The 22,569-nt window shown below is 65.8% G+C and carries 25 protein-coding genes; all 25 read right to left on the bottom strand.

Features of this window, described 5'->3' with window-relative positions; translation table 11 throughout:
• Positions 1–27: 27 nt before the first annotated feature.
• A complete protein-coding gene (locus J1C48_RS04620; RefSeq protein WP_207256532.1) occupies positions 28–705 on the bottom strand; it encodes a response regulator transcription factor in 678 nt (225 codons plus the stop codon).
• A gap of 211 nt (positions 706–916) precedes the next feature.
• Positions 917–2,428: a Do family serine endopeptidase gene (locus tag J1C48_RS04615; RefSeq protein ID WP_207256531.1), complete on the bottom strand. Its 1,512-nt coding sequence runs from the start codon at positions 2,426–2,428 to the stop codon at positions 917–919.
• Between the two features lie 186 nt (positions 2,429–2,614).
• Positions 2,615–3,121: a cytochrome c-type biogenesis protein gene (locus J1C48_RS04610; RefSeq protein WP_246753813.1), complete on the bottom strand. Its 507-nt coding sequence runs from the start codon at positions 3,119–3,121 to the stop codon at positions 2,615–2,617.
• Positions 3,122–3,126: 5 nt separating this feature from the next.
• Entirely contained in the window at positions 3,127–5,112 is a 1,986-nt protein-coding gene (locus J1C48_RS04605; RefSeq protein WP_207256530.1) for a heme lyase CcmF/NrfE family subunit, read from the bottom strand.
• Positions 5,109–5,615: a cytochrome c maturation protein CcmE gene (gene ccmE, locus J1C48_RS04600; RefSeq protein WP_207256529.1), complete on the bottom strand. Its 507-nt coding sequence runs from the start codon at positions 5,613–5,615 to the stop codon at positions 5,109–5,111. The genes J1C48_RS04605 and ccmE overlap by 4 nt, the downstream gene beginning before the upstream one ends.
• Entirely contained in the window at positions 5,612–7,138 is a 1,527-nt protein-coding gene (gene ccmI, locus J1C48_RS04595; protein ID WP_207256528.1) for a c-type cytochrome biogenesis protein CcmI, read from the bottom strand. Before ccmI ends, ccmE begins: the two co-directional genes overlap by 4 nt.
• 276 nt (positions 7,139–7,414) lie before the next feature.
• A complete protein-coding gene (locus J1C48_RS04590; protein WP_207256527.1) occupies positions 7,415–7,813 on the bottom strand; it encodes a hypothetical protein in 399 nt (132 codons plus the stop codon).
• A gap of 349 nt (positions 7,814–8,162) precedes the next feature.
• Entirely contained in the window at positions 8,163–9,488 is a 1,326-nt protein-coding gene (locus tag J1C48_RS04585) for an ATP-binding protein (protein ID WP_231081574.1), read from the bottom strand.
• A 128-nt stretch (positions 9,489–9,616) separates the two neighbouring features.
• Positions 9,617–10,288 carry a response regulator transcription factor gene (locus tag J1C48_RS04580; protein WP_207256526.1) on the bottom strand — a complete coding sequence of 224 codons (672 nt, stop codon included), beginning with the start codon at positions 10,286–10,288 and terminating at the stop codon, positions 9,617–9,619.
• A gap of 72 nt (positions 10,289–10,360) precedes the next feature.
• Complete coding sequence (locus J1C48_RS04575; protein ID WP_207256525.1) at positions 10,361–10,696, bottom strand: hypothetical protein; 336 nt, start codon at positions 10,694–10,696, stop codon at positions 10,361–10,363.
• 244 nt (positions 10,697–10,940) lie between these two features.
• Positions 10,941–14,822 (bottom strand): baseplate multidomain protein megatron, encoded by a 3,882-nt coding sequence (locus J1C48_RS04570; protein ID WP_207256524.1) that lies wholly within the window; start codon positions 14,820–14,822, stop codon positions 10,941–10,943.
• A gap of 3 nt (positions 14,823–14,825) precedes the next feature.
• The gene (locus tag J1C48_RS04565) at positions 14,826–15,305 is read right to left on the bottom strand and encodes an NlpC/P60 family protein (RefSeq protein ID WP_207256523.1); all 480 of its coding nucleotides are present in this window, start codon (positions 15,303–15,305) and stop codon (positions 14,826–14,828) included.
• Entirely contained in the window at positions 15,302–16,192 is an 891-nt protein-coding gene (locus tag J1C48_RS04560) for a DUF2163 domain-containing protein (RefSeq protein WP_207256522.1), read from the bottom strand. Before J1C48_RS04560 ends, J1C48_RS04565 begins: the two co-directional genes overlap by 4 nt.
• Positions 16,189–16,824 (bottom strand): DUF2460 domain-containing protein, encoded by a 636-nt coding sequence (locus J1C48_RS04555; RefSeq protein ID WP_207256521.1) that lies wholly within the window; start codon positions 16,822–16,824, stop codon positions 16,189–16,191. The genes J1C48_RS04560 and J1C48_RS04555 overlap by 4 nt, the downstream gene beginning before the upstream one ends.
• A 2-nt stretch (positions 16,825–16,826) precedes the next feature.
• Entirely contained in the window at positions 16,827–17,420 is a 594-nt protein-coding gene (locus tag J1C48_RS04550; RefSeq protein ID WP_207256520.1) for a phage tail tape measure protein, read from the bottom strand.
• A gap of 31 nt (positions 17,421–17,451) precedes the next feature.
• Positions 17,452–17,646, bottom strand: a complete 195-nt coding sequence (locus tag J1C48_RS04545) for a rcc01693 family protein (RefSeq protein ID WP_425523481.1) — start codon at positions 17,644–17,646, stop codon at positions 17,452–17,454.
• Positions 17,647–17,711: 65 nt separating this feature from the next.
• Positions 17,712–18,059, bottom strand: coding sequence for a gene transfer agent family protein (locus tag J1C48_RS04540; protein ID WP_207256519.1), 348 nt, complete (start codon positions 18,057–18,059; stop codon positions 17,712–17,714).
• A 2-nt stretch (positions 18,060–18,061) separates the two neighbouring features.
• Positions 18,062–18,475 (bottom strand): phage major tail protein, TP901-1 family, encoded by a 414-nt coding sequence (locus J1C48_RS04535; protein ID WP_207256518.1) that lies wholly within the window; start codon positions 18,473–18,475, stop codon positions 18,062–18,064.
• Between the two features lie 95 nt (positions 18,476–18,570).
• The gene (locus J1C48_RS04530; RefSeq protein ID WP_207256517.1) at positions 18,571–18,804 is read right to left on the bottom strand and encodes a hypothetical protein; all 234 of its coding nucleotides are present in this window, start codon (positions 18,802–18,804) and stop codon (positions 18,571–18,573) included.
• Complete coding sequence (locus tag J1C48_RS04525) at positions 18,782–19,366, bottom strand: hypothetical protein (RefSeq protein WP_207256516.1); 585 nt, start codon at positions 19,364–19,366, stop codon at positions 18,782–18,784. The genes J1C48_RS04530 and J1C48_RS04525 overlap by 23 nt, the downstream gene beginning before the upstream one ends.
• Positions 19,367–19,481: 115 nt before the next feature.
• Positions 19,482–19,892 carry a DUF3168 domain-containing protein gene (locus tag J1C48_RS04520; protein ID WP_207256515.1) on the bottom strand — a complete coding sequence of 137 codons (411 nt, stop codon included), beginning with the start codon at positions 19,890–19,892 and terminating at the stop codon, positions 19,482–19,484.
• A gap of 84 nt (positions 19,893–19,976) precedes the next feature.
• The gene (locus J1C48_RS04515; protein ID WP_207256514.1) at positions 19,977–20,228 is read right to left on the bottom strand and encodes a hypothetical protein; all 252 of its coding nucleotides are present in this window, start codon (positions 20,226–20,228) and stop codon (positions 19,977–19,979) included.
• A gap of 3 nt (positions 20,229–20,231) precedes the next feature.
• Positions 20,232–20,564, bottom strand: coding sequence for a phage head closure protein (locus J1C48_RS04510; RefSeq protein WP_207256513.1), 333 nt, complete (start codon positions 20,562–20,564; stop codon positions 20,232–20,234).
• Positions 20,565–21,125, bottom strand: coding sequence for a head-tail connector protein (locus J1C48_RS04505; RefSeq protein ID WP_207256512.1), 561 nt, complete (start codon positions 21,123–21,125; stop codon positions 20,565–20,567).
• Positions 21,126–21,304: 179 nt separating this feature from the next.
• Positions 21,305–22,555, bottom strand: coding sequence for a phage major capsid protein (locus J1C48_RS04500; protein ID WP_207256511.1), 1,251 nt, complete (start codon positions 22,553–22,555; stop codon positions 21,305–21,307).
• Between the last annotated feature and the right edge of the window lie 14 nt (positions 22,556–22,569).

The raw sequence follows: 22,569 nt of genomic DNA, 5'->3' as shown, positions 1-22,569 counted from the left end.
CATGCCCGCGATGGCTGAAGCGGCGGATCAATCGTCCGCACGCATGATATAGCCGGCGCCGCGGACCGTGTGCAGGATCGGCGGGCCGAATTCCCGCTCGATCTTCGAGCGCAGGCGAGAGATATGCACGTCGATGACGTTGGTCTGCGGGTCGAAGTGGTAGTCCCAGACGTTCTCCAGGAGCATCGTGCGGGTGACGACCTGATTGGCGTGCTTCATCAGATATTCGAGTAGCCGGAATTCGCGCGGCTGCAGGACAATCGGCTTGCCGGCACGACGCACCTCGTGGGAGAGCCGATCGAGTTCGAGATCGCCGACCCGGTAGGACGTCTCCACATCCTTGGTGCCACGGCGCTTGCCGAGCACTTCCACCCGCGCCAAGAGTTCGGAAATGGCGAAGGGCTTCGATAGGTAGTCGTCTCCGCCGGCCCTGAGGCCCTTGACCCGGTCGTCGACCTGGCCGAGCGCGGAGAGGATCAGCACCGGCGTGTCCTGGCCGGTTTCCCTGAGATTGGTGACCACCGACAGGCCATCGAGCTTCGGCAGCATCCGATCGACGATCAGAACATCGTAGGCGCGCGTCTGGGCCGAATGGAGCCCCTCTTCACCGTCCGCCGCGTGGTCGGCGACATGACCGGCTTCCTTAAGTGCCTTGACGAGATAGGACGCCGCTTCGCGGTCGTCTTCGATGATCAGGATACGCATGGACTCCGGCATTACGGTCGCGGCTTCGGCTGGCATGACGTCTACTCACCTAAATCGATAATCTCGGACCGAAAATCAATGCGCGTCGGGACGTTGTCCCTTGGACATCTCGCGAAAACGCCAGAAGGCGGACACCCGATCCGGGTGCCCGACTTCCGGGGAGGAGGGAGGAGGCGATCAGCCCCCTCCCCAGTGGCGTGAGCCGTGTGGCTCACCCCTTGTTCAGCGGCAGCGCCACGAAGCGATTCTGGTCGCCCTGGCGCAGCTGGAAGAGCGCCGCCTTGCGGCCGGACTTGGCCGCATCGCGCAGTGCCTCGCGCACTTCCTTCTGATCGGTCACCGCCTTGCCGTTGACCGCGACGATGACGTCGCCCGGCTGCATGCCTTTCTCGGCGGCAGTGGAGTCCGGATCGATGTCGGTGACGACGACGCCGTTGCCATCTTCCGATGGGGTGACGGTGAGGCCGTAACCCGACAGCGACGACGGGTTGGTCGGCACCGCACCGTTCTTCGACGAGACCGAGGCCGATTCGTCGAGGCTCGCCAGATTGCCGAGCTTGACCGGAATGTTCTTGGCCTGGCCGTCGCGCCACACGGTGATGTTGACCGTGGTGCCCGGGCGGTCGTCGCCGATGGAACGGGCCAACTCACGCGGCGTGGCCACGGTCTGCCCATCGACCGCGGTGATCACGTCGCCGGTCTTGATGCCCGCCTTGGAGGCCGGCGTCTCGTTGTCCGGCAAGGTGACGATCGCGCCCTTGGATTCGGCGAGCCCCACCGCTTCGGCGATATCGTCCGTCACCGGCGCGATCTGCACGCCAAGCCAGCCGCGCTGAACCGAACCATGCTCCTTCAGCGATTGGATCACGCCCTGCGCCACCGATGCCGGGATGGCGAAGGCGATGCCGACATTGCCGCCCGACGGCGAGAAGATCGCGGTGTTGATGCCGATGACCTGGCCTTCGAGGTTGAAGTCGGGACCACCGGAATTGCCGCGATTGACCGCCGCGTCGATCTGCAGGAAGTCGTCATAGGGGCCGGCGCCGATGTCGCGGCCACGGGCAGAGACAATCCCGGCCGTCACCGTGCCGCCGAGACCGAACGGATTGCCGACGGCCACCACCCAGTCACCGACACGCACCTTGCTGTCGTCGCCCCAGGCAACATAGGTGAATTTGTGCGTCGCGTTGACCTTCAGCAGGGCAAGATCGGTGCGCTTGTCGGTGCCGACGAGCTTGGCGTCATATTCCTTGCCATCGTCCATCACCACGGTGAACTTGCTGCCGCCGTCGACGACGTGATTGTTGGTGACCAGATAGCCGTCGTCGGAGATGAAGAAGCCGGAGCCCTGAGCGATGGCGTGGCGCGGGAGCTGCCGGCCGTGCGGCTTGGCGCCCTGCATGCCCGGCATATCGAAAAAGCGGCGCAGCGGATGATCCTTCGGCAGATTGTCGAAGGGGTTCTGCATCTGATCTTCGCCGTCATCCGCCGCCGTCTTGACATCCTCGGTCACACGGACGGAGACCACCGCCGGCGAGACCTTCGAGACGACATCGGCAAAGCCGAAGCTCTGCTGCGGCGCGTCGACGTGGACCGGGTCGGCGAAGACGGGGAGCGTGTTGGCCAACATCCCGCCGGCAAGAGCGGTCCCGGCAACGCCCGCGGCGACAACGCCGGCGAGAAGACGATTGCGCTTGATCCGCGGCCGATTTTTCTGCTGCATCTTGGTTCCTTTCCGAAGGTCTGTGATTTCGGAGCAACGATAGGCAAGAACGTCTCGCCGTCCATCGCTTGGAAAGGAACCTAGGTGTCGAGAGGTTACAGGACTTTGTCTCGGGAATGAAAACTCGGTAAGATTGGCCTGGCCGCACCGGGCCCATTTCTGACTGCAGCGCGGGCGCTAGCCGCGCTAGCCGCGCTCGGCGATGATCCTTTCGATGGCGGCTTCCTCGGCCGCCGACAGCGCATCCGGCGAGCGGCGCGCCTTCCGTCGGCGCATGACCAGAAAAGCGAGGATGCCGCCGCCGAGCAGCACCACGACGGGCGTCGCCCACAGCGCCAAATTGTCCCAGTCGAAGCGCGGCTTCAACAACACGAACTCACCATAGCGTGACACCAGATAATCGACGACTTCCTGATCAGTGTCGCCGGCCTCGAGCCGCTTGCGGACCAAAAGTCGCAGATCCTTGGCGAGGTCGGCGTTGGAATTGTCGATCGATTCGTTCTGACAGACGAGGCAGCGCAACCCTTCGGAAATTTTGCGCGCCCGCGCCTCGAGCTTCGGGTTGGACAACACCTCGTCGGGATTGACCGCATAGGCCGGCGCGATGGCGACGCCCTTCGGCGCCGCCGCGACGATCACCACGAGCGTCACCAGCACGAGAGCAATCCGCGGCAGTCTCATGAAAGCCCCCATGACGCTCAGGCCCTCACCGCCGCCGGCACGGCCTGCCGACGCCTTGACGGCGCGCCGACCCGCAGCCGCCGATCGGCGAGCGAGAAAGCGCCGCCGATCGCCATGAAGATCCCGCCGATCCAAATCAGCGTCACCAGCGGCTTCCACCAGATCCGCACGACGACCGACCGCTTGTCGGCCGAGGGATCGCCGAGCGAAAGATAGAGCTGCGAGAACCAGTGGGTCCAGATGCCGGCCTCGGTGGTCGAGGTCTGGCGGGCCGGATAGAAGCGCTTGGCGGTATCGAGCGTGGTCATCTCGACACCGCCCTGACGCACCGAGAACAGCGCGCCCTGCTCCTCGTAATTCGGCCCGGCACGCGGCACGATCTTCTCGAAGGTGATGGCGTATCCACCGGCATCGACGGTCTGGCCGGGCGCCATGGTGGTGATGTTTTCGGTCTGGAAGCTCGACACGGTGATGATGCCAAGGACGGTCACGCCGAGACCGAAATGGGCAAAGGCGGTGCCGAAGGCCGAGCGCGGCAGGCCAATAAGGCGCGATAGGCCGGAGCGCCATCCGACTTTCAAAAAGGCGGCACGCAGGACGAGGTCGGTGAGGCTGCCGGCGATCAACCAGAAGGCCAGCGCGAAGCCGAAGGCGGCAAGAATGCGGGCACCGCTGGTTAGCGCCAGGGTGACCAGCAGTGCGGCCAGCGCGACCCCCGCGGCGAAATAGAGCCGTTGGCCGGCGCCGAGGAGATCGCCGCGTTTCCAGCCGAGCAGCGGCCCGAAGGGCACGGCGAAGAGCAGCGGCACCATCAGCGGGCCGAAGGTCAGATCGAAGAACGGTGCCCCGACCGAGATCTTCTTGCCGATGGTGACTTCCAAGAGCAGCGGATAGAGCGTGCCGACAAGCACCGTCGCCGCCGCCGTGGTCAGGAACAGATTGTTGAAGACCAGCGCGCCCTCGCGGCTGATCGGCGCGAACAGGCCCCCCCCCTCCAGGGACGAGGCCCGCATGGCGAACAGGCTCAGCGCACCGCCGATGAACAGGCAGAGAATACAAAGGATGAAGACGCCGCGCGTCGGATCGGTGGCAAAAGCGTGGACCGACGTCAAAACGCCCGAGCGGACGAGGAAGGTGCCGAGCAGCGACAGGGAGAAGGTCAGGATCGCCAGAAGGATCGTCCAGATCTTCAACGCCGCGCGCTTTTCCATCACCAGCGCCGAATGCAACAGCGCGGTGCCGGCAAGCCAGGGCATGAACGAGGCGTTCTCGACCGGATCCCAGAACCACCAGCCGCCCCAGCCGAGTTCGTAATAGGCCCAGTAGGAGCCCATCGAGATGCCGAGGGTGAGAAAGATCCAGGCGATTAGCGTCCAGGGCCGCACCCAGCGCGCCCAGGCGGCGTCGATGCGCCCGTCGATCAGCGCGGCGACGGCGAAGGAGAAGGCGATCGAGAAGCCGACATAGCCGAGATAAAGCAGCGGCGGATGGATCGCGAGGCCGATGTCCTGGAGGATCGGATTGAGGCCCTGCCCGTCCATCGGCGCCGGTTCGAGCCGGGTGAAGGGGTTCGACGTCAACAGAATGAACAGCAGGAAGGCGGTCAGGATCCAGGCCTGGACCGCCAGCACATTGGCCTTCAGCGCCGCCGGCAGATCGCGCCCGAACAGCGCGACGAGCGAGCCAAAAAAGGCCAGAATCAGCACCCACAGGAGCATCGAGCCCTCGTGGTTGCCCCAGACGCCGGTGATTTTGTAGAGCAGCGGCTTGGCCGATTGCGAGTTCTGATAAACGTTGAGCACCGAAAAATCGGACGTCACATGGGCGGTGACGAGCGCCGAAAAGGCGATCGTGATCAAGACGAAGCCGCCGGTCGCGGCAATCGTGCCGGTTTCCATCAGCCGCGCGTCGCCACGCCTTGCGCCAAGCAGTGGCAGGATCGACTGAACGATCGCAACGGATAGCGACAGGATCAGGGCGTAGTGCCCGATTTCGACGATCATGAGCCGGCTCCCTGCATCACCGGCGACGCGGACACCGTCTTGTCGCCCGCCGGCGTCTTGGTGAGGCCCTTGCCGTCTTCCCAAAGACCGCGGGCCTTCAGATCGTCGACGACCTCCTTCGGCATGTATTTCTCGTCGTGCTTGGCGAGAACCGTATCCGCGACAAACACGCTATCCGGGCCGAGCGTCCCCTCGGCGATGACGCCCTGCCCGGCACGAAAAAGATCAGGCAGGATGCCCGTATAGGTAACCGGCACGCTGTCCACCGTGTCGGTGATGCGGAAGGTGACATGGGCACCGCCCTCGCGTTTGACCGTGCCGTCCTCGACGAGGCCGCCGAGGCGAATGCGTTGGCTGGGACCGGGATGGTTCTTCACCAGATCGGTCGGCGACTGGAAATAGGCGATCGAACTCGACAAGGCGGTCAACGTCAGCCCCGCCGCGGTGGCAATGACAAGGAGAATGCCGCCGATCGAATAGAGCCGCTTGGTCTTGCGATTCATGGCGACGTCCCCCCATCCTTGCCAGCTAAAAGCCCAGACTGTTCAGCGAAAGCGGCGATCTCCCGGCCGCCGTCGGTGTTCGCCGGGAAGGCCTTTTGCGCATCTCGCACCGCCGCCTCAGCCTGATCGGTCTTGCCGAGAACCGTATAGGATCGGATCAGCCGCTTCCAGCCGTCGAGATCGTTGGGGTTTTCGCTCAGCCGGGCGGCGAGCTTGGCGACCATCCCTTCAATCATCGACTGGCGATCGCCCGCCGACATCTGTGCCGCGGCAGCCATCGTCGCCGCGTCCGGGCCGTTGACGGGCGGGCCGTTGCTGGCCGGGTTGCCAGGCGCCTGCCCGATGCCGTCCGTGGCAGCGGCAGCGGGCGTCGAAAACTGCCGCTCGGCGAAAGCGGCAATCTCCCGGCCACCTTCGGTGTCCGCCGGAAAGGCCTTCTGCGCCTCCTGCAGCGCCGCCTTGGCCGCGTCGCCCTTGCCGAGCACCGCGTAGGATCGGATCAGCCGCTTCCAGCCCTCGACATCGTTGGGATTATGCTTCAGCCGGGCGGCAAGTTCGGCAACCATGCCCTCGATCATGACCTGGCGGGCACCCGTGGACATCTGCGAGGCCGCGGCCACGGCCGCCGCATCCGGCCCGTTGCCGGCGGCGCCAGGCGCGCCCGACGGCGCCGGCTTGCCGAGCCGCTTGCGCGCGTCAGCAAGACCCGCCTCGGCGACCTGCAGCCAGGGCGCGTTCTTCGGGCTGTCGGCGATCAGCTCGCTCCAGCGGACCTCGGCGTCAGCCGCCCGTTGCTTCTGAGACGCGTCGAGAGCCAAGAAGAACTTCGCCGGCAAATAGTCCGGATTGATCTTCAGCGCCTGCTCGAAAGCGCGCTTGGCTTCGTTGGTGACGTCGCCATCGGCGGTCTCGGTCAACGCCTCACCCAGACCGCCGAGACGCTTCGGCGAGGGCCCGGCCAGATCGATCGCCTTGCGATAGGCGACGACCGCATCTTTCGGGCGGTTCATCCGCAAATAGATCGGTGCCAGGACGTCCCAGCCGCCGGCATCGTTGGGATCGCTCTTCAGCCGGGCCTCGGCCTGTTTGACCAGGGTGGCGAGATCGAAGCTCGGCGTCTCGTCCTTCGGCGGCGTGCGGAAAGCGAGCGGCTGATCGGGCGTATCGGGGTCACCGACCTGTTCGTAGAGGGAAAAGGACAGCGCCGGCACGATCACCGCGACAAGGCCGACGGCGGCCAGCACCAGCGGCCGTTCGAGACCCCCGCCCGACCGGTCCGTCCGGGCTTTGGCCGAGGCGCGCAACAGGCGTCGGCCGACCTCCGCCCGCGCCGAGGCGGCTTCCGATTCGGCAATCGCCCCGCGTTCGAGATCGCCCTTGAGTTCGCTCAGCTGGGCGGCATAGACCTCGACATCGTGATCGGCCGCGACGTCACGCTCAAAGTTCCGCCCCCGCAGCAATGGCCAGACAAGGGCCAGGGTGACGACCGCCGTCATCGCGGCTGCAACGATCCAGAACATCATGGCAAAATACTTACGCGTGCTCCGCCCGGCGAACAACCACCGCGCGACAGCATCGCCCTCCTCCCCGAATTCGCTACCTCGTGCCGGGCAATAATCATGCCGCGATCGAGGCCCCGTCGACGTGCTGCGCCTGCCGCGCCGAGACCATGCCCCGCCGACACACGCGTCTTGGTTGCTTACCAGACGCGGCGGGAAAGGCCCATTCAATTCGTCCGGAGCCGTCGCGGCATAATCGCCGGCGCGCCGTCCCACGCGCCGATTTCACCGCCCTCAACCTCAGGCGACGGGCTTCCAGAGACCTGCGGACGTCTTACAGGCGACGCCCTCGACCGTCGCCGGCTTGGCGCCGTGGCTGATGATATGGCTGTAGGCTCGGCAATCCTGCGAGCCCACCCGATAGACCTGCGTCGGCACGACTTCGCCACTATAGCCGTCGTCGCTCCAGCGCACCGGCTGGCCGGCCGGACTGAACTGCAGCGCCTGGAATTCCGCCTCGAGCGCCCGGTTGCGCGCGTCAGACGGCATCTTGGCGGCAAATGCGGTCTGGCCGACAAGACCATTGCCGAGGGCGACGACCCCTGACGATATCGCGCCGCCTGTCGACCCGCCGCTTCCCAGGCAGCCGGCAAGCGGCAGGGCGACAATGAAAAGCGGAAGGGCTCTGGCCAGTCTCATCGGGCATGTCCACCAAGGCGAGAAACGAAAGTCGCGAACCGCGACTCTGTCATGATCCCGATTTTCCCCTCCCTGGACAGAAGTCAAGGATCGCCGGAGCCGCCCGGTGTTTGCCCGCGTCGCGCCCGATCCTCAGCCCCTCACCCCGACGCAGCAAGGATTTCCGTTAGGTCATAACCAGCAGGCAGACGGCTTTTCGCCCCTAAAATGACCTTGCGAAATGTTCAGCAATTCGGCAACTGCGGCAGCCAGGCCACACCCGTGATCAAGATGCCGCGATGGCGGCAAAACCGGCGGCCTCAAATGGCCGCCCGCCACAGACCGGCTCGCGGCGTCGCCGCGACGCGCCTCAACGAATGCGCGGCAGGACGACGACGGCGGCGAGGCCGCCGAGCTCGGCGCGTCGAAGCTCCAGCGTGCCGCGATATTCGGTGGTGAGGTCGCGCACGATCGACAGCCCGAGGCCGCTGCCGGGCGTCGCCTCGTCGAGACGCCGGCCGCGCTTCAGCGCCTCACGGATCTCGTCGCCGACGAGCCCCGGCCCGTCATCCTCGATGATCACGGCGAAGCGATCGGCGCCCTCGGCCCGGCAGGTGACCCGCACTCTGTGCTTGGCCCATTTGCCGGCATTTTCGAGGAGATTGCCGACGATTTCCTCAAGATCCTGACGCTCGCCGGCAAAGACCAGGCCACCGGTCTCAGCGCCGGCATAGGCGACGGTCAGATGGGGGTTCAGCTTGGCAATCACCCGGACGATGCGTTCAAGCACCGTGCTCACCGGCGTGCGAAAGACGATGCCCTGCCCCTGCGCCGCCATCCGCGCCCGATCGAGATAATGCTGGACCTGCTGGCGCATGCGCTCAGCCTGCTCCTCGACAAGACGACGCTTGTCGCCGCCGATCGTCTCGGCCTCGTTCATCAAAATGGCGAGCGGGGTTTTGAGGGAATGGGCGAGATTGCCGACCTGGGTGCGCGAGCGCTCGACGATGCGCCGGTTGTTATCGATCAGCGCATTCATTTCGACGGCCAAAGGCTCGATCTCAACCGGCAGACCGGTCTCGAGACGCTCGGCCCGACCCTCGCGCACCTCAGCCAGCGATTCACGCACCCGGGCAAGCGGCCGCAGCGCGAACACCAGCATGATGACGTTGACGAGAACCGTCCCAAGACCAACCGTGCCGAGATAGAACAAGAGTGTGCGATCGAAGGCCTTGATGTCGTTCTCGACCGAAGAGAGGCTGCCCATCACCCGAAATCGTGCGGTGTGGTTCTGGGAATCCAGCACCACTTCGGTTTCCAGCACCTCCAGCGTTTCGCCATTGAGGCCGGGCTCCTCATAGGAGCGGCGATACATCTGATCGAACGGCACCTTGGAGACCGGCTTTTGCGGGATTTTCAGGAGAACCAGCGAGGTCGAGGTCAGCCGGCCGGAGGTGTTGGCCGAGGCCGGCAGCACCTCCCAATACCAGCCCGACAGCGGACGTGAATAACGCAGATCGCCAAGGTCCGGATCGCCCTGCAGCTCGCCCTTGTTGTCGACCTCGACGGCATTGACGAGATTATAAAGCTGGGCGCCCAGGAGACTTTCAAAGCCCCGCGTCGCGGTGCGTTCGTAAAGGGTGGAGATCAGCGCCCCGGCGACGAACAGGGCGACGATCCCCCAGAGGCTGGTCAAGAGGATGACCCGAAGGGTCAGCGATCGCGGATGGAGGAAGGTCGCGAAAATCGAGCGCCGCTCCGCCGCCGCGTCGGTCGGCTTCGCCCCACCGCCGTGCCGGCGCCGGCTGAAGCCGCGCAGCGAGATCAGCCCTTTTCTCCCGGATCCTGCATGCGATAGCCCTGGCCGCGGATGGTCTCGATCAGCTCGGCGCCGATCTTTTTGCGCAAACGCCCAACAAACACCTCGATCGTATTGGAATCACGATCGAAATCCTGATCGTAGAGATGCTCGATCAGCTCCGTGCGCGAGACCACTTCGCGCTGGTGATGCATGATGTAATCGAGCAGACGGTATTCGTGGGAGGTCAGTTTCAGCGGCGTGCCGTCGAGCGTCACCCGGGCGGTGCGGGTGTCGAGGCGCACCGGACCGCAATGGATCTCGGACGAGGCATGACCGGCGGCGCGGCGGATCAGCGCGCGGATCCGCGCCAGCACCTCCTCGACGTGGAACGGCTTGGCGACATAGTCGTCGGCGCCCGCATCGATGCCGGCGACCTTGTCGCTCCAGCGGTCGCGCGCGGTCAAGATTAGCACCGGCATGTTGCGGCCTTGCCGTCGCCAGCGTTCCAGTACGCTGATCCCGTCCATCTGCGGCAGGCCGATATCGAGAACCACGAGATCGTAAGGCTCGGTGTCGCCGAGGAAATGTCCCTCTTCGCCATCGAAGGCGCAATCGACGACATAGCCGGCCCCGCTCAGCGCGTCGCTGAGCTGGCGATTCAAGGTTTCGTCATCCTCGACGATCAGGATGCGCATGGCGTCGGTTTCGTCCCTTCGATGGTGCTTGACTGAACGTCGTCTTTGTCCAAAACGGCGAAGGCGGCACAATCAAGGCCGAATGGTGATCGTCTGCTTGCGCGGGCGCTGGTCACCCTTGCCCGGCACCAACACCGTTACGACACACACGATCTGCCCGCCCTGGCTGCGGGTCGACACCGAGAGGACCTGACCGCCGGTCTGGCGCGCCGCGCGGCTGGCCGCGCCCGAACAATCCGCCGCCGCCAGCCGGATCATCGGCTCGGCTTGGTCCGCGCCATCGCTGAAATCGGCGGTCACCGACACCGCCGGATCAGACGGGCCTTCCCGATCCTGGGACGCCGAGGCCGGATTGGCGGACAAGCCGCTCACCAGTGCGAGAACCAGGATCGTGCGAGCGAAGGTCATGCGTGTCCAATCGTATCAGGCGGCAGGCCGTCCCATTCATGGCAAACCGTAACATCAGCCGGCTGAATGAGGCATGAATGCTGCAGCAGACATTTCGTGAGAGACGACAATAGGGCAGCCGCAGCCGCAAGGGATGGGGCCGCGCGCCACGAAGTGACGCAACCGACAAAATTGTCCGGAAAAATCTTCGGCGCGGGCGACGATCGCGTCGGTTCGGCCGGCGGGAAAGCGCCGTCGGCGGCCGTCAGACCGGCCGCACGAACCGTGCGCTGCGAGACGTGCCGGCGCCCCAGACCGGGCTGACCTGCGCCACCGTCGCGTCGATCGCCGCCGGCAGGCTGCCGAACAGCGTTTTCTGCCGATCGGCCGTCAGTGTCACCGGGCTGGCTGTCGTCTCGATCACCGCCGCGCTGGCGCCAGCGGCGGCAAGCGTCAGGCGATAACGTTCCTCATCCTCGCCGAGCGGCACCTCACGCACCACCCAATTGTCGCCGCCAATCCGGGTGCGGCGGATCCAGCTAATCGTCACCGCGCCGTCGCCGGCAAAGCTTGCGGTCAGATGCACCGGCGATAGCGGCCGCACCGATCGCGCGCCGAGGCTGTGGGATTTGGCGGCGACCGCCGGATCGTCGAGGGCGCGGCCAAACGGCTCGACACGAAAATCAAGCGTATGGCCGATCTCGCTGGCCTGAATATCGAGCGGCACGCTCGAACCGTCGAGAAGCACGAACAGGGCGCCGATCGAGGCCCCGGCCGTCATCGCGTCCTCGGTCCCGCCCTGCGCCCGCAACAGAGCGCTGAGACGAAACGTTCCGGTCGCGATCTCCTCGGCATCGCGAAACTGCAGCACCTCGAAGCCACCGTCGTCGCATTGCACCGCGCAGAGATTGCCGCCGGCGAGCATCGCCGCCATGGACACCGACGCCAGCGCGCCGCGCGGTAAGGCCACCGTGATCGCATGCACCGGATCGATCCGACCCTCGGGCCCCGGCAGCAGCGGCGCCTGCAACCGGCCGAGCACCGCCGGCTGGCTGACCCTTGCGCGGGAATGTGGGAGGCCGTCGCTGCCGATCGTCGCAACCTCATAACCGACAAAGGGCGACGCGCTGATCGCGACGCGGGCGCCATCGAAACCGCTGCCGCCCGCCGGCAAGGGCAGATCGAGAAAGCCGGCGAAGGGGCGCGAGGCGAGCGCGAGCCGCGCCGGCGGCGCTTGGGCAATCGCGCCGCCGAGACTGGCAGCGCCAAGCCGCGCCGGCAGAAGCTGCGCCGTCACCCGGTGGTAAAGACCGGTCTCGATCCGCGTCACCAGCCAATCGCCGGTCCGTCCGTCGAGGTCAACGACATCGCCGATCGCCAAAGCGAGATCGCTGGCCGGCAGGGCGAAATGGGCGGTTTCGCCCGCCACCGCCCCCTCGGCGAGTATCCGTGCGGCAAAGGCACCCGCCTGCCCTTCGTCGATGACCGCCGGAACACTGACCAGTTCGCGGCGCGGCGCGGCAACGCTGGGGCGCATCGCCTCGGCACTGCCCGGCTGATAGTCATGCCAGACATCGAGAAAAGACACCGCCACGGCATCCACCGTCGCAGCGGCCTCGGCCCGGCGGAGCTCGACGAAAGGCTGCTGATCGACGTCGACGAAGGCGGCAAGGTCGCGCTCGGGCCGCAGCCGCGCCAACGAGCGGGCAACGAGCGTTCCCTCGGCAAGATGGCCGACGGCACCCACAAGGCGAAACAGACTGTCGAGGCTGTCGCGCGCCGAACTCGGCTCGCTTTCCACCCAACCGGTCAAAATCGCCTCCAGCCCCGACAGATCCGGCTCGTCGACGCCGTTGGCCGACAGGATCGCGGCGACCAGCGCGTCAAAGGGCGCCGCGCCGAGCCGACCGTTGAGCCAATGGCCGCGCCGCCAGTTCTCGGCGTCGCCCCAGACGTTGGACAATGCCGGAAACGCCGGAAATGGCCGGGCGTCCCATGTCCACAGATGGATCGCATCGGGCGTCACCATGCGGTCGTGGTAGACCGGAGAGACCGGATTGGCCGCCTCGTCGAACCCGGGCGACCCCGGCGTCCAATGGTCGAGATGGGCTTCGAGGAAGCGGCGCTGGCAAAGATCGTCCCGCCCGCCATTGGAGAAATAGGGCAAGGCGCTTTCGGAGGATTTCGGATCGATGAAGACGTTCGGCTGGTTCGCCCCCTTGTCGACCGCCGGGCAGCCGAGTTCGGTCAGCCAGATCGGCTTGGCTTTCGGCACGTAGGATGTCGGCGTGGCCGCCCGCTGGCCGTTGCGGCGCTCGTAATGGGGGTTTGACCACCAGGCGACGAGATCCTTGGCGCGAAACACCGAGGGCTCCTGATCGGCACCATCGGTGATCGGCGTTCGCTGTTTCTTGGCCCTGTCGACGTCGCTCTGATAATACCAGTCGAAGTCTTCGCCGCCGGCGATGCCGGCCGCAAGGCCCGCACGGTCATAGATCGATGGCGCGTCCGGCGACGCCTCGCCATCGCGCCAATCGGCGATCGGCAGATAATCGTCGATGCCGATGATGTCGATCGTCGACGAGGCCCAGAGCGGGTCGAGATTGAACAAGACATCGCCCGAGCCGTCGTCCGGATGATAGCCGAAATATTCGCTCCAGTCGGCCGCATAGGTCACCGTCGCGTCGGGCAGGATCGTCTTGACGTCAGCGGCAAGCGCGATCAGCCCCTCGACGAAGGGGAAACGGCCGTCCGCGTCGCGAACCCGCGTCAGCCCCGGCAGCTCGGAACCGATGAGGAAGGCGTCGGCGCCACCTGCGGCCGCCAGATGCGCCTGATGCAGGATCATCCGACGGTAGGACCACTCGTCCGGGCCATGGTAGGAGATCTGGTTCCCGGAGACGGTGAAATCGCCCGGCGCCGCCGCGCCGAGGAAGGACACGATCGCATCCCGCGCGGCGGCAGTCCCGTCGGCGCTTCCCGTCCGCCCGACGGCGATGTCGAGTGAGATCCGGCCGCGCCAGGGAAACGCGTTCTGCTCGGTTCCGCCATAAGGATCGGCACGAGCGTTGCCGGGCGGCACATCCATCAGGACGAACGGATAGAAGGTGACCTTGAGGCCGCGCCCGCGCAACGCCGCGATCGCCCGGATGACACCGGCGTCGCTGGGTGTCCCGCCATAGGCCGGGGCGCCGTCGATAGTGGATACGAGCTCGGCGTCATGCCGTTCCAGATCGCCGACGCGCCAGTTCACCTTTTCATGGCGATCGGCGATCTCGACCTTCGGCCGCAGCGTGCAATGGCCGGCCCGAAGGTCGTCTCCGAACCAGGAGACCACCAGCGCGGTGCGCTTCAAATTCGGGCAAAGCGCCGTCAATTCGTCCAGCGAGGCCGACAGATCGCTGTCGCCGAAGAGGACGTTGCGGTTGATCAGTTCGTCCTCGCCCTCGGCAAGTTCTACCCGCACCGGCTGCGGATCGAGCCCGTGCTCGCTGGCGCCGGGGATCAGGGTGACCGCCCGGATCGCCTGCTCCAAATGGCCAATCGGACGCAGCACCTCGCAGGCGATCTGCGGAATGCGGTTGCCGTAGCTCTCCAGCGGCAGTCGCTCGAAGACGAGATAGGCGAGCCCGCGATAGGCCGGCGCGTTGCCGCTGCCCTGCTTGACCTCGATCAGCGGATCGGCCGCCTGGGTCTCGTCGCCGAGATAGACGCGATAGTCGATCTGCGACAGATCCATCTCCTCGCCATCTGCCCAGATCCGGCGGATCCCGGCGATCGGCCCCTCGCAGAGCCCGATCGCGACATTACCGAAATAGCGGTAGGTGGTGACGTCCACCCTGGGGCCAAAACCCTTGCCGCCCTGGCGCTCGGTGTCGACCTTCTCCTCGAAGCGCGTCATCCAGATCACCTGGCCGGCGACCCGCGCGGTGCCGTAGACGCGGGCAATCCCCGTCCCCTCGTCGACGGTCATGATGCGCGAGGCTTTGAGCCGCGGCCCAAAATAATGCTTGGTCTCGCTGAGCAGCGAGCTGTCGACAGCCGAGCCGGCCAACGCGCCCACGGCCCGGCCGATCACCGCGCCGATCGGACCGCCGAGAAAGCTGCCGATCGCGGCGCCGGCCACCTGCAGAACGATCGTCGCCATGGCTCACTCCGGAAAGCGGAAGGCGCCGGCGATGCGCTTGCGCCAACTGATCGGCAGCGCGGTCGAGACGACGGCCGCGCCCTCATAGGCGTGAATGATGCGGTCATCCTCGTCGATCACCGCGCAATGGGACGCCGGGGCAAACGGGCGCCAGCGAAACAACAGCACATCGCCGGGCAAGGCCCCGCCAAGCGCCAGCGGGCGAAGGTGACGGCCGGCCGCGAGCAACAGGCGATCATCGCCCGCCTTGAGGCCCCAGCTTGCCGCATAAGGCCCCGGCGTCTCCGGCTCGGCGCCGTAGAGCTCCCGCCAGACGCCACGCAACAGGCCGAGGCAGTCGCAGCCAACGCCGCGGGTCGAACCTTGATGGCGATAGGGCGTGCCGAGATAGCTGCGGGCGATCGTCAGCACTTTCGAGCGCAGCGCATCCGACGCGCCGTCCGGCGGCGACGTCGCGGACGCTTTGTCCGTGGAAAGGCTCATGGCACCACCGGCGAGCCGTCGAGACGATCGCCCTTCTTGGCGACAGCGAACCCGGCATCGGCGCCCGGAATATGCGGAAAGCCGCGAAAGTTCGCCGCATTGCCGAAGCGATCGCGGCAGGTGGCAAAGCGCTTGTCGCAGCCCTGCACCACCGCGAAGCGATCGCCGATGGCAATCGGCGCCGCGATCTGCCCGCTGAGAGCGAAGCGCACGGCGCCGGTGGCGCACGCGCTCGCCGCCAGAAGATCGGTGGCCAAACCGCTCGCCGCCCCGGTCAGAAGGGTCAGCCGGCCGAAAGCGTAGTGCTCCGGGGTGACGCCAAGCGTCGCGGTGGTCTCGACCCAGCCGCGGCCCATGTCCGAAACCGCGGCCGAGGCGGTGTAAGGCGCAGAGGTAACCTCGAAACGGCAGCGCTGATCGCCGAAAACCGCATCGCACCGCCGGCGATAGAGCCGGCCTCGCACCGCTTCGAGCCTTGCTGCGACGCTGCGCAGCTCGGCGGTGAAGGCGACATCGCCGCGCCGGACCTCGCCGAGATCGGCGACGTCGATCCGCACATGGGCGTCCGGATTGCGCCAGTCGACGACGAAGGTTTCAATGGTCGCGCCGTCGAAGCGGCCGGCGGCGATGTCGGCCTCGTCGATCCGCGCCGAGGAGAGCGCACCCTGCACCTCCGCCGTCGTCGCCTCGAGGCCAAGCGCCGTCTCGGTTTCGCTGGCGCCAAGACCGCTTGCCGCCTCAAAGCGCGTGCCATCAAAGGTGATCGCGGCGTCATGATCGGTAAAACCGAGAACCACGCCGTCGCTCCGGGTCAGCCGCCAACAGGTCGCCAGCGTCGTCACCGCGTGCTCTGTCGCTGCGGCAAGGCCGGGGGGCAAAGCTCTCATGGCCGCACCTCGATCAGCGGAATATTGGGAATGTCGCCGGCCTGAAAGGCGGTGACATTGATGGTGAGCTGATCGATGTCGAAGCGCACCGGCACGTCGTATTCGAACCCGGCGGTGATCGGCGTGCCGGTGGCCGGCGGCGCCGCGAAGCTGACGATCCCGCTCGTCGCGTCGACCGTGAAGCCGGTCGCCATCGCCACCCCGCCTTGAGCGATCAGCACGCTGCCGTCGACAGGCTTTTCGATCGGCCGAGAATAGGCGCTGTCGGCTGTGCCATAGGCTTTGCAAAGCGCAAAGCGGGTGGTCGCGCCATCGCCGACGCCAATCTCCTGATCGAGCGCCGTCACGCTCGCCCCCAGCGGCGCGGACGTATGATCCAGCGGATCGCGAAAGCGAAAGCCGATGAGCTTGCCGCGCATCGCCTCGAAGAATTCGAGCACGGCGGAAAGATCGGCGAGGCTCTTCAGCCCCGAGCCCGCATCGTAATGGCGCACCGAGCGGGCAAAGCGCTGGTTGCGGGTCTCAAAGCCGGTGGACAAGCGGACGATGTCGGTGCGCCGCTCCGGGCCGCCGCTGCTGCCAAAGGCGACGCGCAGCGGAAATCGCGCCTCGCTGAAGCTTGCGAGCGCCATCGTCAGAGGCTCCGGCGGCCGCGCAGCGCCGCCCGGGTCAGCATCGCCTGGATCTGGGCTTCGGCGCGAGTGAAGCTCGGCGCGTCCGGCGTCTTCACGTTGAAGACGATGTTGGGTGCCGAGGAGCCGCCAGGCGCGGCAACGCCAAGACTGCCGTCGGCGCCCCGGCGCAGCGGCAAGATCGCCTCGGCGCCCGCCTCGCCCATCAGCCCGACGCGCCCGTCCGTCGCAAAATATTGCGGCGCGGCGACAACGCCGCCCTTGGCGAAATGCACCGACGACAACCCGCCGCCGCCCAGCCCCCCGCCGAGCCCTGATCCAAGGCTCGATCCCAACATGGAAAAGAGCTGGCGAAAGAGGTTCGAGGCGAGTTCGCCGAGCGGCTTCAGGGCGGCCTCGAGCGCCAGTTTGGAGAGGCTTTCGCCGAGATGTTTCAGAACGCCGTCGAGGGAACGGCTGCCGGTGACGGCCTCGGCGAAGGCCGAGGTCAGCGTATGGCCGAAGCGCGTCGCCTGTTTCGACAAGTCGCCGAGCGCCCGGTCGACGCCGCTGGTATCGGCCTTGACCGCGACGGTGAAGGTTTCGTCGTCGTGCATCGTCAGATCTCGTGGTTGCGATCGGCGCGGCTCACCGCGCCTCGTCGGGAAAACGGCGCATCAGGGCCAACAGATCGGCGGCCGAAGGCGCGATGCCAACGTGCCGGCCAAGGCCGGCGGCGCTGGCCAGTTCGCGCGGGGTGAGACTCCAGAAGGCGGCGGAGGAAAGCTTGAGCACGCCGAAGCCGAAGGCCATCGCGTCCTCCCACGGGAAGGCGATCACCACGGCGGGCCGTGCTGGCTCGGTCTCAGTTTCAGGCCCGGGCGCTGCCCCTGGGCAGGCGCCGGCGGTCAAGGGTTTGCCGTGCCCGCCCCGGCCGCCTCCTCGTCGCTTCCGAAGGCAGCGGCCAAAAGCGCGACGGCGATCGTCGCTGCCCCGGCCGCCGAGCCTTCGATCGGCATCGCCGCGACATCGGCGTCGCTGACGGCCTCGCCGGCACCGCGCAGTCCGGCCGCGATGATCCGCGTCAGATCGCGGGCGGACAGCCGGCCGTCGCGAAACCGATCGGCGAGCGCGCCAAGATCGCCGGCGGCAAACGCATCTTCCAGTTCGGCGAGTGCGCCAAGGGTCAGGCAGAGCCGGCGCTCCTTGCCGTCGATGATCGCGGACACTTCGCCCCGGCGCCGGTTGACGGCCATGGTCAGGCCGCCACGAAAGCGAGCGCGCCGGCCGATTCCAGCGTCGCCTCGAAGGTCACCTCGCCGTCGTGCTCGCCGCCATATTCGAGCGCCGTCACCTGAAAGGGTCCGGTCACCGTGCCGAAATCCGGGATCACCGCCTGAAATGGCACGACGCGGGAATCGAAGAAGATCTGCCGCAGCGTTGCGTCCGAGCCCGCGTCCTTGAAGATGCCGGAGCCCGACAGCGCCGCGCGCTGGACGCCCGCCCCGCCGAGGAGCTCGCGCCAGCGCCCGGCGCTTTCGCTGTCGGTGATGTCCACCGTGGCCGCATTGAAGGCGATGCGCCGGCTGCGCAGACCCGCAATGGTGGTGAAGTTGCCCTGCCCCTCGGCGTCGACCTTGAGGAGGAGATCCTTGCCTTTTTGCGCGCTCATCGGCGTGTCCCGTGCTCGGTCCGGCCGCCACTGCGGCCACGAAAAAAGGCGGCCCCGAAGGACCGCCTTTCTAAAGAATTATACCCAAAAGCTGACTATGCAGCTTGTTTTGAATCTTCCTCAAGATCCAGCACGCCGCTTGAGTCGCAGACAATGGGATTTTCATCCGTCGCGTCCCAGGAATCCCAGGCCGCCTGATCGATAGAGTCGATTAAAGGAACCGAATTCATAATCCCAGAGGAGTTGACACGTTCATTGGCGCGCGCGAACGCAAAAGCCAGAGCGTCACTCACATGCGCTACAGCGTCATTGTCCATCAGTTGTGCCATCCCGTAACTCCTTTGCGATATAGCCCCGGCCGAGTGCGCTATATGGATTGTATCCATAGTTTGAAAACTCATTCGGATCTGCCGCGTCTTTAACCAGAACGCGTTCACACCGCAAGAGTTTCGCATATTGTTCGGCACACGCCAGGATAGGAAGCATCACGCCGCCCCGAAAATACGGTGTCACATAAGACCTTTCAAGCCAGTTAATGGTCAGATGCGTCTTACCCCGCGAGGGCTTCCCAAGCGCCATGCCTTGAAGGACTTTTACGTCCTCATAACTTTGCCAAACAGCGATATTGAAATGTGATGGTATCGCTTTAAACTTATAATTTAATCGCTCCCAGCTGTCCTTGAAGCCTTGAAAACCTCCGACCGAATAGTTTTTCGACCACTCTCGTCGAGCGTAATCAACTGACTCCTCGTTTACTGAAGCCAACGTTATTCCGCGCCACCGCGATCGATGATCGGAAGTTTTAATCCGGCGATTTAACGCATCGACAACGGATTTCCTCGCCTCCATACGCAGCACATAGTAATAAAAATAGGCCTGCTCGTCGTCCATCGAAATTCCCCCGTTCGATGAACTCGCTTACGACATGTGCGAGCCTTGCACGGACCAAACTCACGACAAGCTAACAAGCTATATATCCCTGCGCAAGATTGACACGCTCCACACCTCAGGCGAGCGGTTCGGTCACCGCCCGGAACCGCAGGATGCCGTGATAGGCGGCCGTTTCCGGCTCGCGCCGCGCCTCGGCAAATTGCAGGCGCAGATTGACGAGGTGATAGTCCTTGAGCGGCAGGGCCGCGTCGTTCAGCGTGGTGGCGACCTTGTCCATGATCTCGTAGGTCTCGGCCTTGCCGCCGCCCTTCGCCCAGACATGCAGCGTGAGAATGTGCTCCGCGCCATCCTCGGTGCCGGTCGACCAGTCGACCACCGCCGTGCGCCCCAGGGTCAGGTAGGGGAAGCTCGCCTGTTCGGGCCGCCGGTCGAAGATTTTCGGCCCGCCGAGCAGCGCCGTCAGCGCCGGATCGGACGACAAGGCGGAAAAGATCGATTCCTGTAACTCAGCGCTCGGATGAGCCATCGTTCCATCCCGTTTTCACGACGCCGCTTTCACGAAACTTGTCGCTGTGAAATATACCCTGAAATGATGGGAATCGATACAAGTTCAACGCCAGGGTTTTAACTTTTTCGCGACCTTGTCGTCCGGCCTCCGGTCTTCACCCGACGACGCGGATTCGGCGAAGGGATCGGCAAGCAGCGCGCGGCCTTCCGGCGTCTCCGTAAGGTTCGATGTAGACGGAAGCGACCTCAGCGTCGCGCTGCCTACCATTCTCAAGCGCCGGGAAAGAGCGGCCTCGACGAAGCGTCGAAACGATGCCTGCACCGCCCGATGACGAACAGTGACCGTGAAGCGCATCGTTCAGCGCTCCTCTTCGCAGCGGCAGACGAGATAGCGGCCGCTCTCGTCCGGATCGTGCACCGAGACGATCACCAGCCGCCGCGCGCCGAGCCGGAACGACATGCCGCGTTTGACCACGGCGTTGGCGCGCATCAGCACCCGGTGGGTGATCATCGCCTCGCGCTGATCGAAGCGCTCGCGCGTCGTCACCGACACCGGCTCGATGCGCACGGAAACCGCCCGCAGCTCTTGCCAGTCCGTCGTCCCGCCGCCGGCGCCGTCGGCGGCAATGACCGGCTGATCGAGCGCAACGCGGCGGTTGAAGAGGCCGGGATCGAGAAACAGGGGCGCCATCTAGAGCCTCGCCTGTCGATAGGGGGCCAGCAGCCGCGCCGCGATCGCCGGCCGCAGACCAGCCGCTTCCCCAGACGGCACCAGCGCCCGCGCCTCATAGCCGGCGGCGACCATGGCCTTCATCGCCAAAAGCAGGTCGGCGGGACAACCGTTGGGGCCGAAGCCGGCGGTAAAATCGATCTCGACGCCGTTCACCGCCGCCGCGATCACGATCGGGGTCAGATAGAATGCGTCGATCCCCGGCAGATCGGGGATGATCGCCGTCCCCACGTCAAAACCGACGGGCGCGCCGGTCGCATCATAGGCGTCAACCGCGTCGATCGAGACCAGCGGCCGGCGCGTTGCCGCGACGGGGCCATCCGTCGGGACCGGATCGATCAGCAACTTGAAGCTGCGCCGCAAAAGCGCCAGGCCGGTCTCGCGCTCGATCGTCTGCCGCGCGGCAGTGATCAGGCTGGCAATCAGGTCGTCCTCGTCGTCTCGCTCGATCCGCGCCCAGGCTTTCGCATCGGCGAGCGTCAGCGGCTCGGCGGCCGAAGTGCCAAGATCGATCGTCGTCATGGCTCGTCTCCGATCGAGCGCCGTGCGTCCAACAGGACGCAGAAAGGGCGCTCTCCATCATGAAAGCGACACATCGGGCTTTGCCGAAAATCGACTCCGATTTTCCGGCCGATGCGTGAGCATTGAAGGGCCCTGCCGCTGGGCCGGGCCTGATCATGGCAATCGCAATGCCCGACCGCTCAGGCGGAAAATTCGAGCAGCTTGGCCGCGTCGAAATCCTGGATGCCGCCGCCGACCCGCTTGGTGGTGTAGAAGAGGACGTAAGGCTTGGCCGAATAGGGATCGCGCAGCACTCGCACGCCCTGGCGATCGACGACCAGATAGAAGCGCGCGAAGTCGCCGAAGGCGATGGCGAGACTGCCCGAGGCAATGTCCGGCATCTCCTCGGCCTCGACCACCGGAAAGCCCATCACTGTCGCCCGCCCCCCGGCCGAGGCCGGCGGAAGCCAGAGATAGCTGCCGTCCTTGTCCTTCAGCTTGCGCACGCTCGCCTGGGTGCGCCGGTTCATCACAAAGCTGGCGTTCTGCCGATAGCCCGCCTTCAGCGCATAGACGAGTTCGATCAGCGCATCGGCGGCCCCATCGCTGGCGAAAGCGCCATCGGCACCGGTCGTGACAAAGCCGACCGAGCCCCAGGCCCAGGAGCTTTCAGCAACGGTTGAATAGCTCATGAAGCCCTTCGGCTTGTTGGCCCCGTCGCCGGTGACGAAGGCCGCGCCCTCCTGCGCCGCGAAGGCCTGCTCGACCTCGCTGCCGATCCAGCGATCGATGTCGACCGCCGCATCATCGAGCAGCGCGCTGGTCGCCGCCGGCATGGCGTAAAGCTCCATCGTCGGGAAGGTGAGTTCGGCCAGCTGCGGCGCGGCGGTCTGGTCACGCGTGGCGGTCTCGCTGACCCAGCCGCTTTCGGCCCCGAAGATGGCGAAGGGCTTTTTCAGCACGGCCGTCGACACGGTGCGCACCGCGGCAATCGAGCGGATCGGCGAGATCGCGGTGAGCCGGCGGCCGATCTCGGCCTCGGTCTCGTCCGGCACCAGAAAGCCGCCGTCGGCGCCGGTCAGGCTCGACATCGCCTTTTCCTCAAAGCGCCGCAGCGGCGCCTCGTCACCGCCGCGCACATAGCGCTCGAAGGCCGATTTGTGCTCGCTGACGGCATCCTCGCCGCGCGGCCCGCTCTGCCCCAGCGCCGGGCGGATCTCCTTCAGAGTCAAACGCTCGATCCGCTGGTTCTGCGCGTCGAGCGCGGCGGCGATGCGGTCCACCTTCTCGGCGGTGACGACATCCTCGCCCATCCGCTTTTCGAGGGCGTCGAGGCGGGCGTCATTGGCCTCGCAAAAGCTCTCGAAGGTTCGCATCATATCGTCCTGGAGGCCCCGGATCTCAGGGGCAAGCGCCTTCGTTTCGAAGCCGGCGATCGCGGTTTCGTCCATATCCTGTCTCCTCT

Origin of the sequence: Jiella flava (assembly GCF_017349315.1) — a bacterium.
GTDB lineage: Bacteria > Pseudomonadota > Alphaproteobacteria > Rhizobiales > Rhizobiaceae > Jiella > Jiella flava.
This window is presented reverse-complemented; position numbering and strand designations above follow the sequence as displayed.

Bases quoted from the DNA above. Each gene is read 5' to 3' on its own strand.
- J1C48_RS04620 (WP_207256532.1), bottom strand. From the start codon at position 705: ATGCGTATCCTGATCATCGAAGACGACCGCGAAGCGGCGTCCTATCTC.
- J1C48_RS04615 (WP_207256531.1), bottom strand. From the start codon at position 2,428: ATGCAGCAGAAAAATCGGCCGCGGATCAAGCGCAATCGTCTTCTCGCC.
- J1C48_RS04610 (WP_246753813.1), bottom strand. From the start codon at position 3,121: ATGGGGGCTTTCATGAGACTGCCGCGGATTGCTCTCGTGCTGGTGACG.
- J1C48_RS04605 (WP_207256530.1), bottom strand. From the start codon at position 5,112: ATGATCGTCGAAATCGGGCACTACGCCCTGATCCTGTCGCTATCCGTT.
- ccmE (WP_207256529.1), bottom strand. From the start codon at position 5,615: ATGAATCGCAAGACCAAGCGGCTCTATTCGATCGGCGGCATTCTCCTT.
- ccmI (WP_207256528.1), bottom strand. From the start codon at position 7,138: ATGATGTTCTGGATCGTTGCAGCCGCGATGACGGCGGTCGTCACCCTG.
- J1C48_RS04590 (WP_207256527.1), bottom strand. From the start codon at position 7,813: ATGAGACTGGCCAGAGCCCTTCCGCTTTTCATTGTCGCCCTGCCGCTT.
- J1C48_RS04580 (WP_207256526.1), bottom strand. From the start codon at position 10,288: ATGCGCATCCTGATCGTCGAGGATGACGAAACCTTGAATCGCCAGCTC.
- J1C48_RS04575 (WP_207256525.1), bottom strand. From the start codon at position 10,696: ATGACCTTCGCTCGCACGATCCTGGTTCTCGCACTGGTGAGCGGCTTG.
- J1C48_RS04570 (WP_207256524.1), bottom strand. From the start codon at position 14,822: ATGGCGACGATCGTTCTGCAGGTGGCCGGCGCCGCGATCGGCAGCTTT.
- J1C48_RS04565 (WP_207256523.1), bottom strand. From the start codon at position 15,305: ATGAGCCTTTCCACGGACAAAGCGTCCGCGACGTCGCCGCCGGACGGC.
- J1C48_RS04560 (WP_207256522.1), bottom strand. From the start codon at position 16,192: ATGAGAGCTTTGCCCCCCGGCCTTGCCGCAGCGACAGAGCACGCGGTG.
- J1C48_RS04555 (WP_207256521.1), bottom strand. From the start codon at position 16,824: ATGGCGCTCGCAAGCTTCAGCGAGGCGCGATTTCCGCTGCGCGTCGCC.
- J1C48_RS04550 (WP_207256520.1), bottom strand. From the start codon at position 17,420: ATGCACGACGACGAAACCTTCACCGTCGCGGTCAAGGCCGATACCAGC.
- J1C48_RS04540 (WP_207256519.1), bottom strand. From the start codon at position 18,059: ATGGCCGTCAACCGGCGCCGGGGCGAAGTGTCCGCGATCATCGACGGC.
- J1C48_RS04535 (WP_207256518.1), bottom strand. From the start codon at position 18,475: ATGAGCGCGCAAAAAGGCAAGGATCTCCTCCTCAAGGTCGACGCCGAG.
- J1C48_RS04530 (WP_207256517.1), bottom strand. From the start codon at position 18,804: ATGGCACAACTGATGGACAATGACGCTGTAGCGCATGTGAGTGACGCT.
- J1C48_RS04525 (WP_207256516.1), bottom strand. From the start codon at position 19,366: ATGGACGACGAGCAGGCCTATTTTTATTACTATGTGCTGCGTATGGAG.
- J1C48_RS04520 (WP_207256515.1), bottom strand. From the start codon at position 19,892: ATGGCTCATCCGAGCGCTGAGTTACAGGAATCGATCTTTTCCGCCTTG.
- J1C48_RS04515 (WP_207256514.1), bottom strand. From the start codon at position 20,228: ATGCGCTTCACGGTCACTGTTCGTCATCGGGCGGTGCAGGCATCGTTT.
- J1C48_RS04510 (WP_207256513.1), bottom strand. From the start codon at position 20,564: ATGGCGCCCCTGTTTCTCGATCCCGGCCTCTTCAACCGCCGCGTTGCG.
- J1C48_RS04505 (WP_207256512.1), bottom strand. From the start codon at position 21,125: ATGACGACGATCGATCTTGGCACTTCGGCCGCCGAGCCGCTGACGCTC.
- J1C48_RS04500 (WP_207256511.1), bottom strand. From the start codon at position 22,555: ATGGACGAAACCGCGATCGCCGGCTTCGAAACGAAGGCGCTTGCCCCT.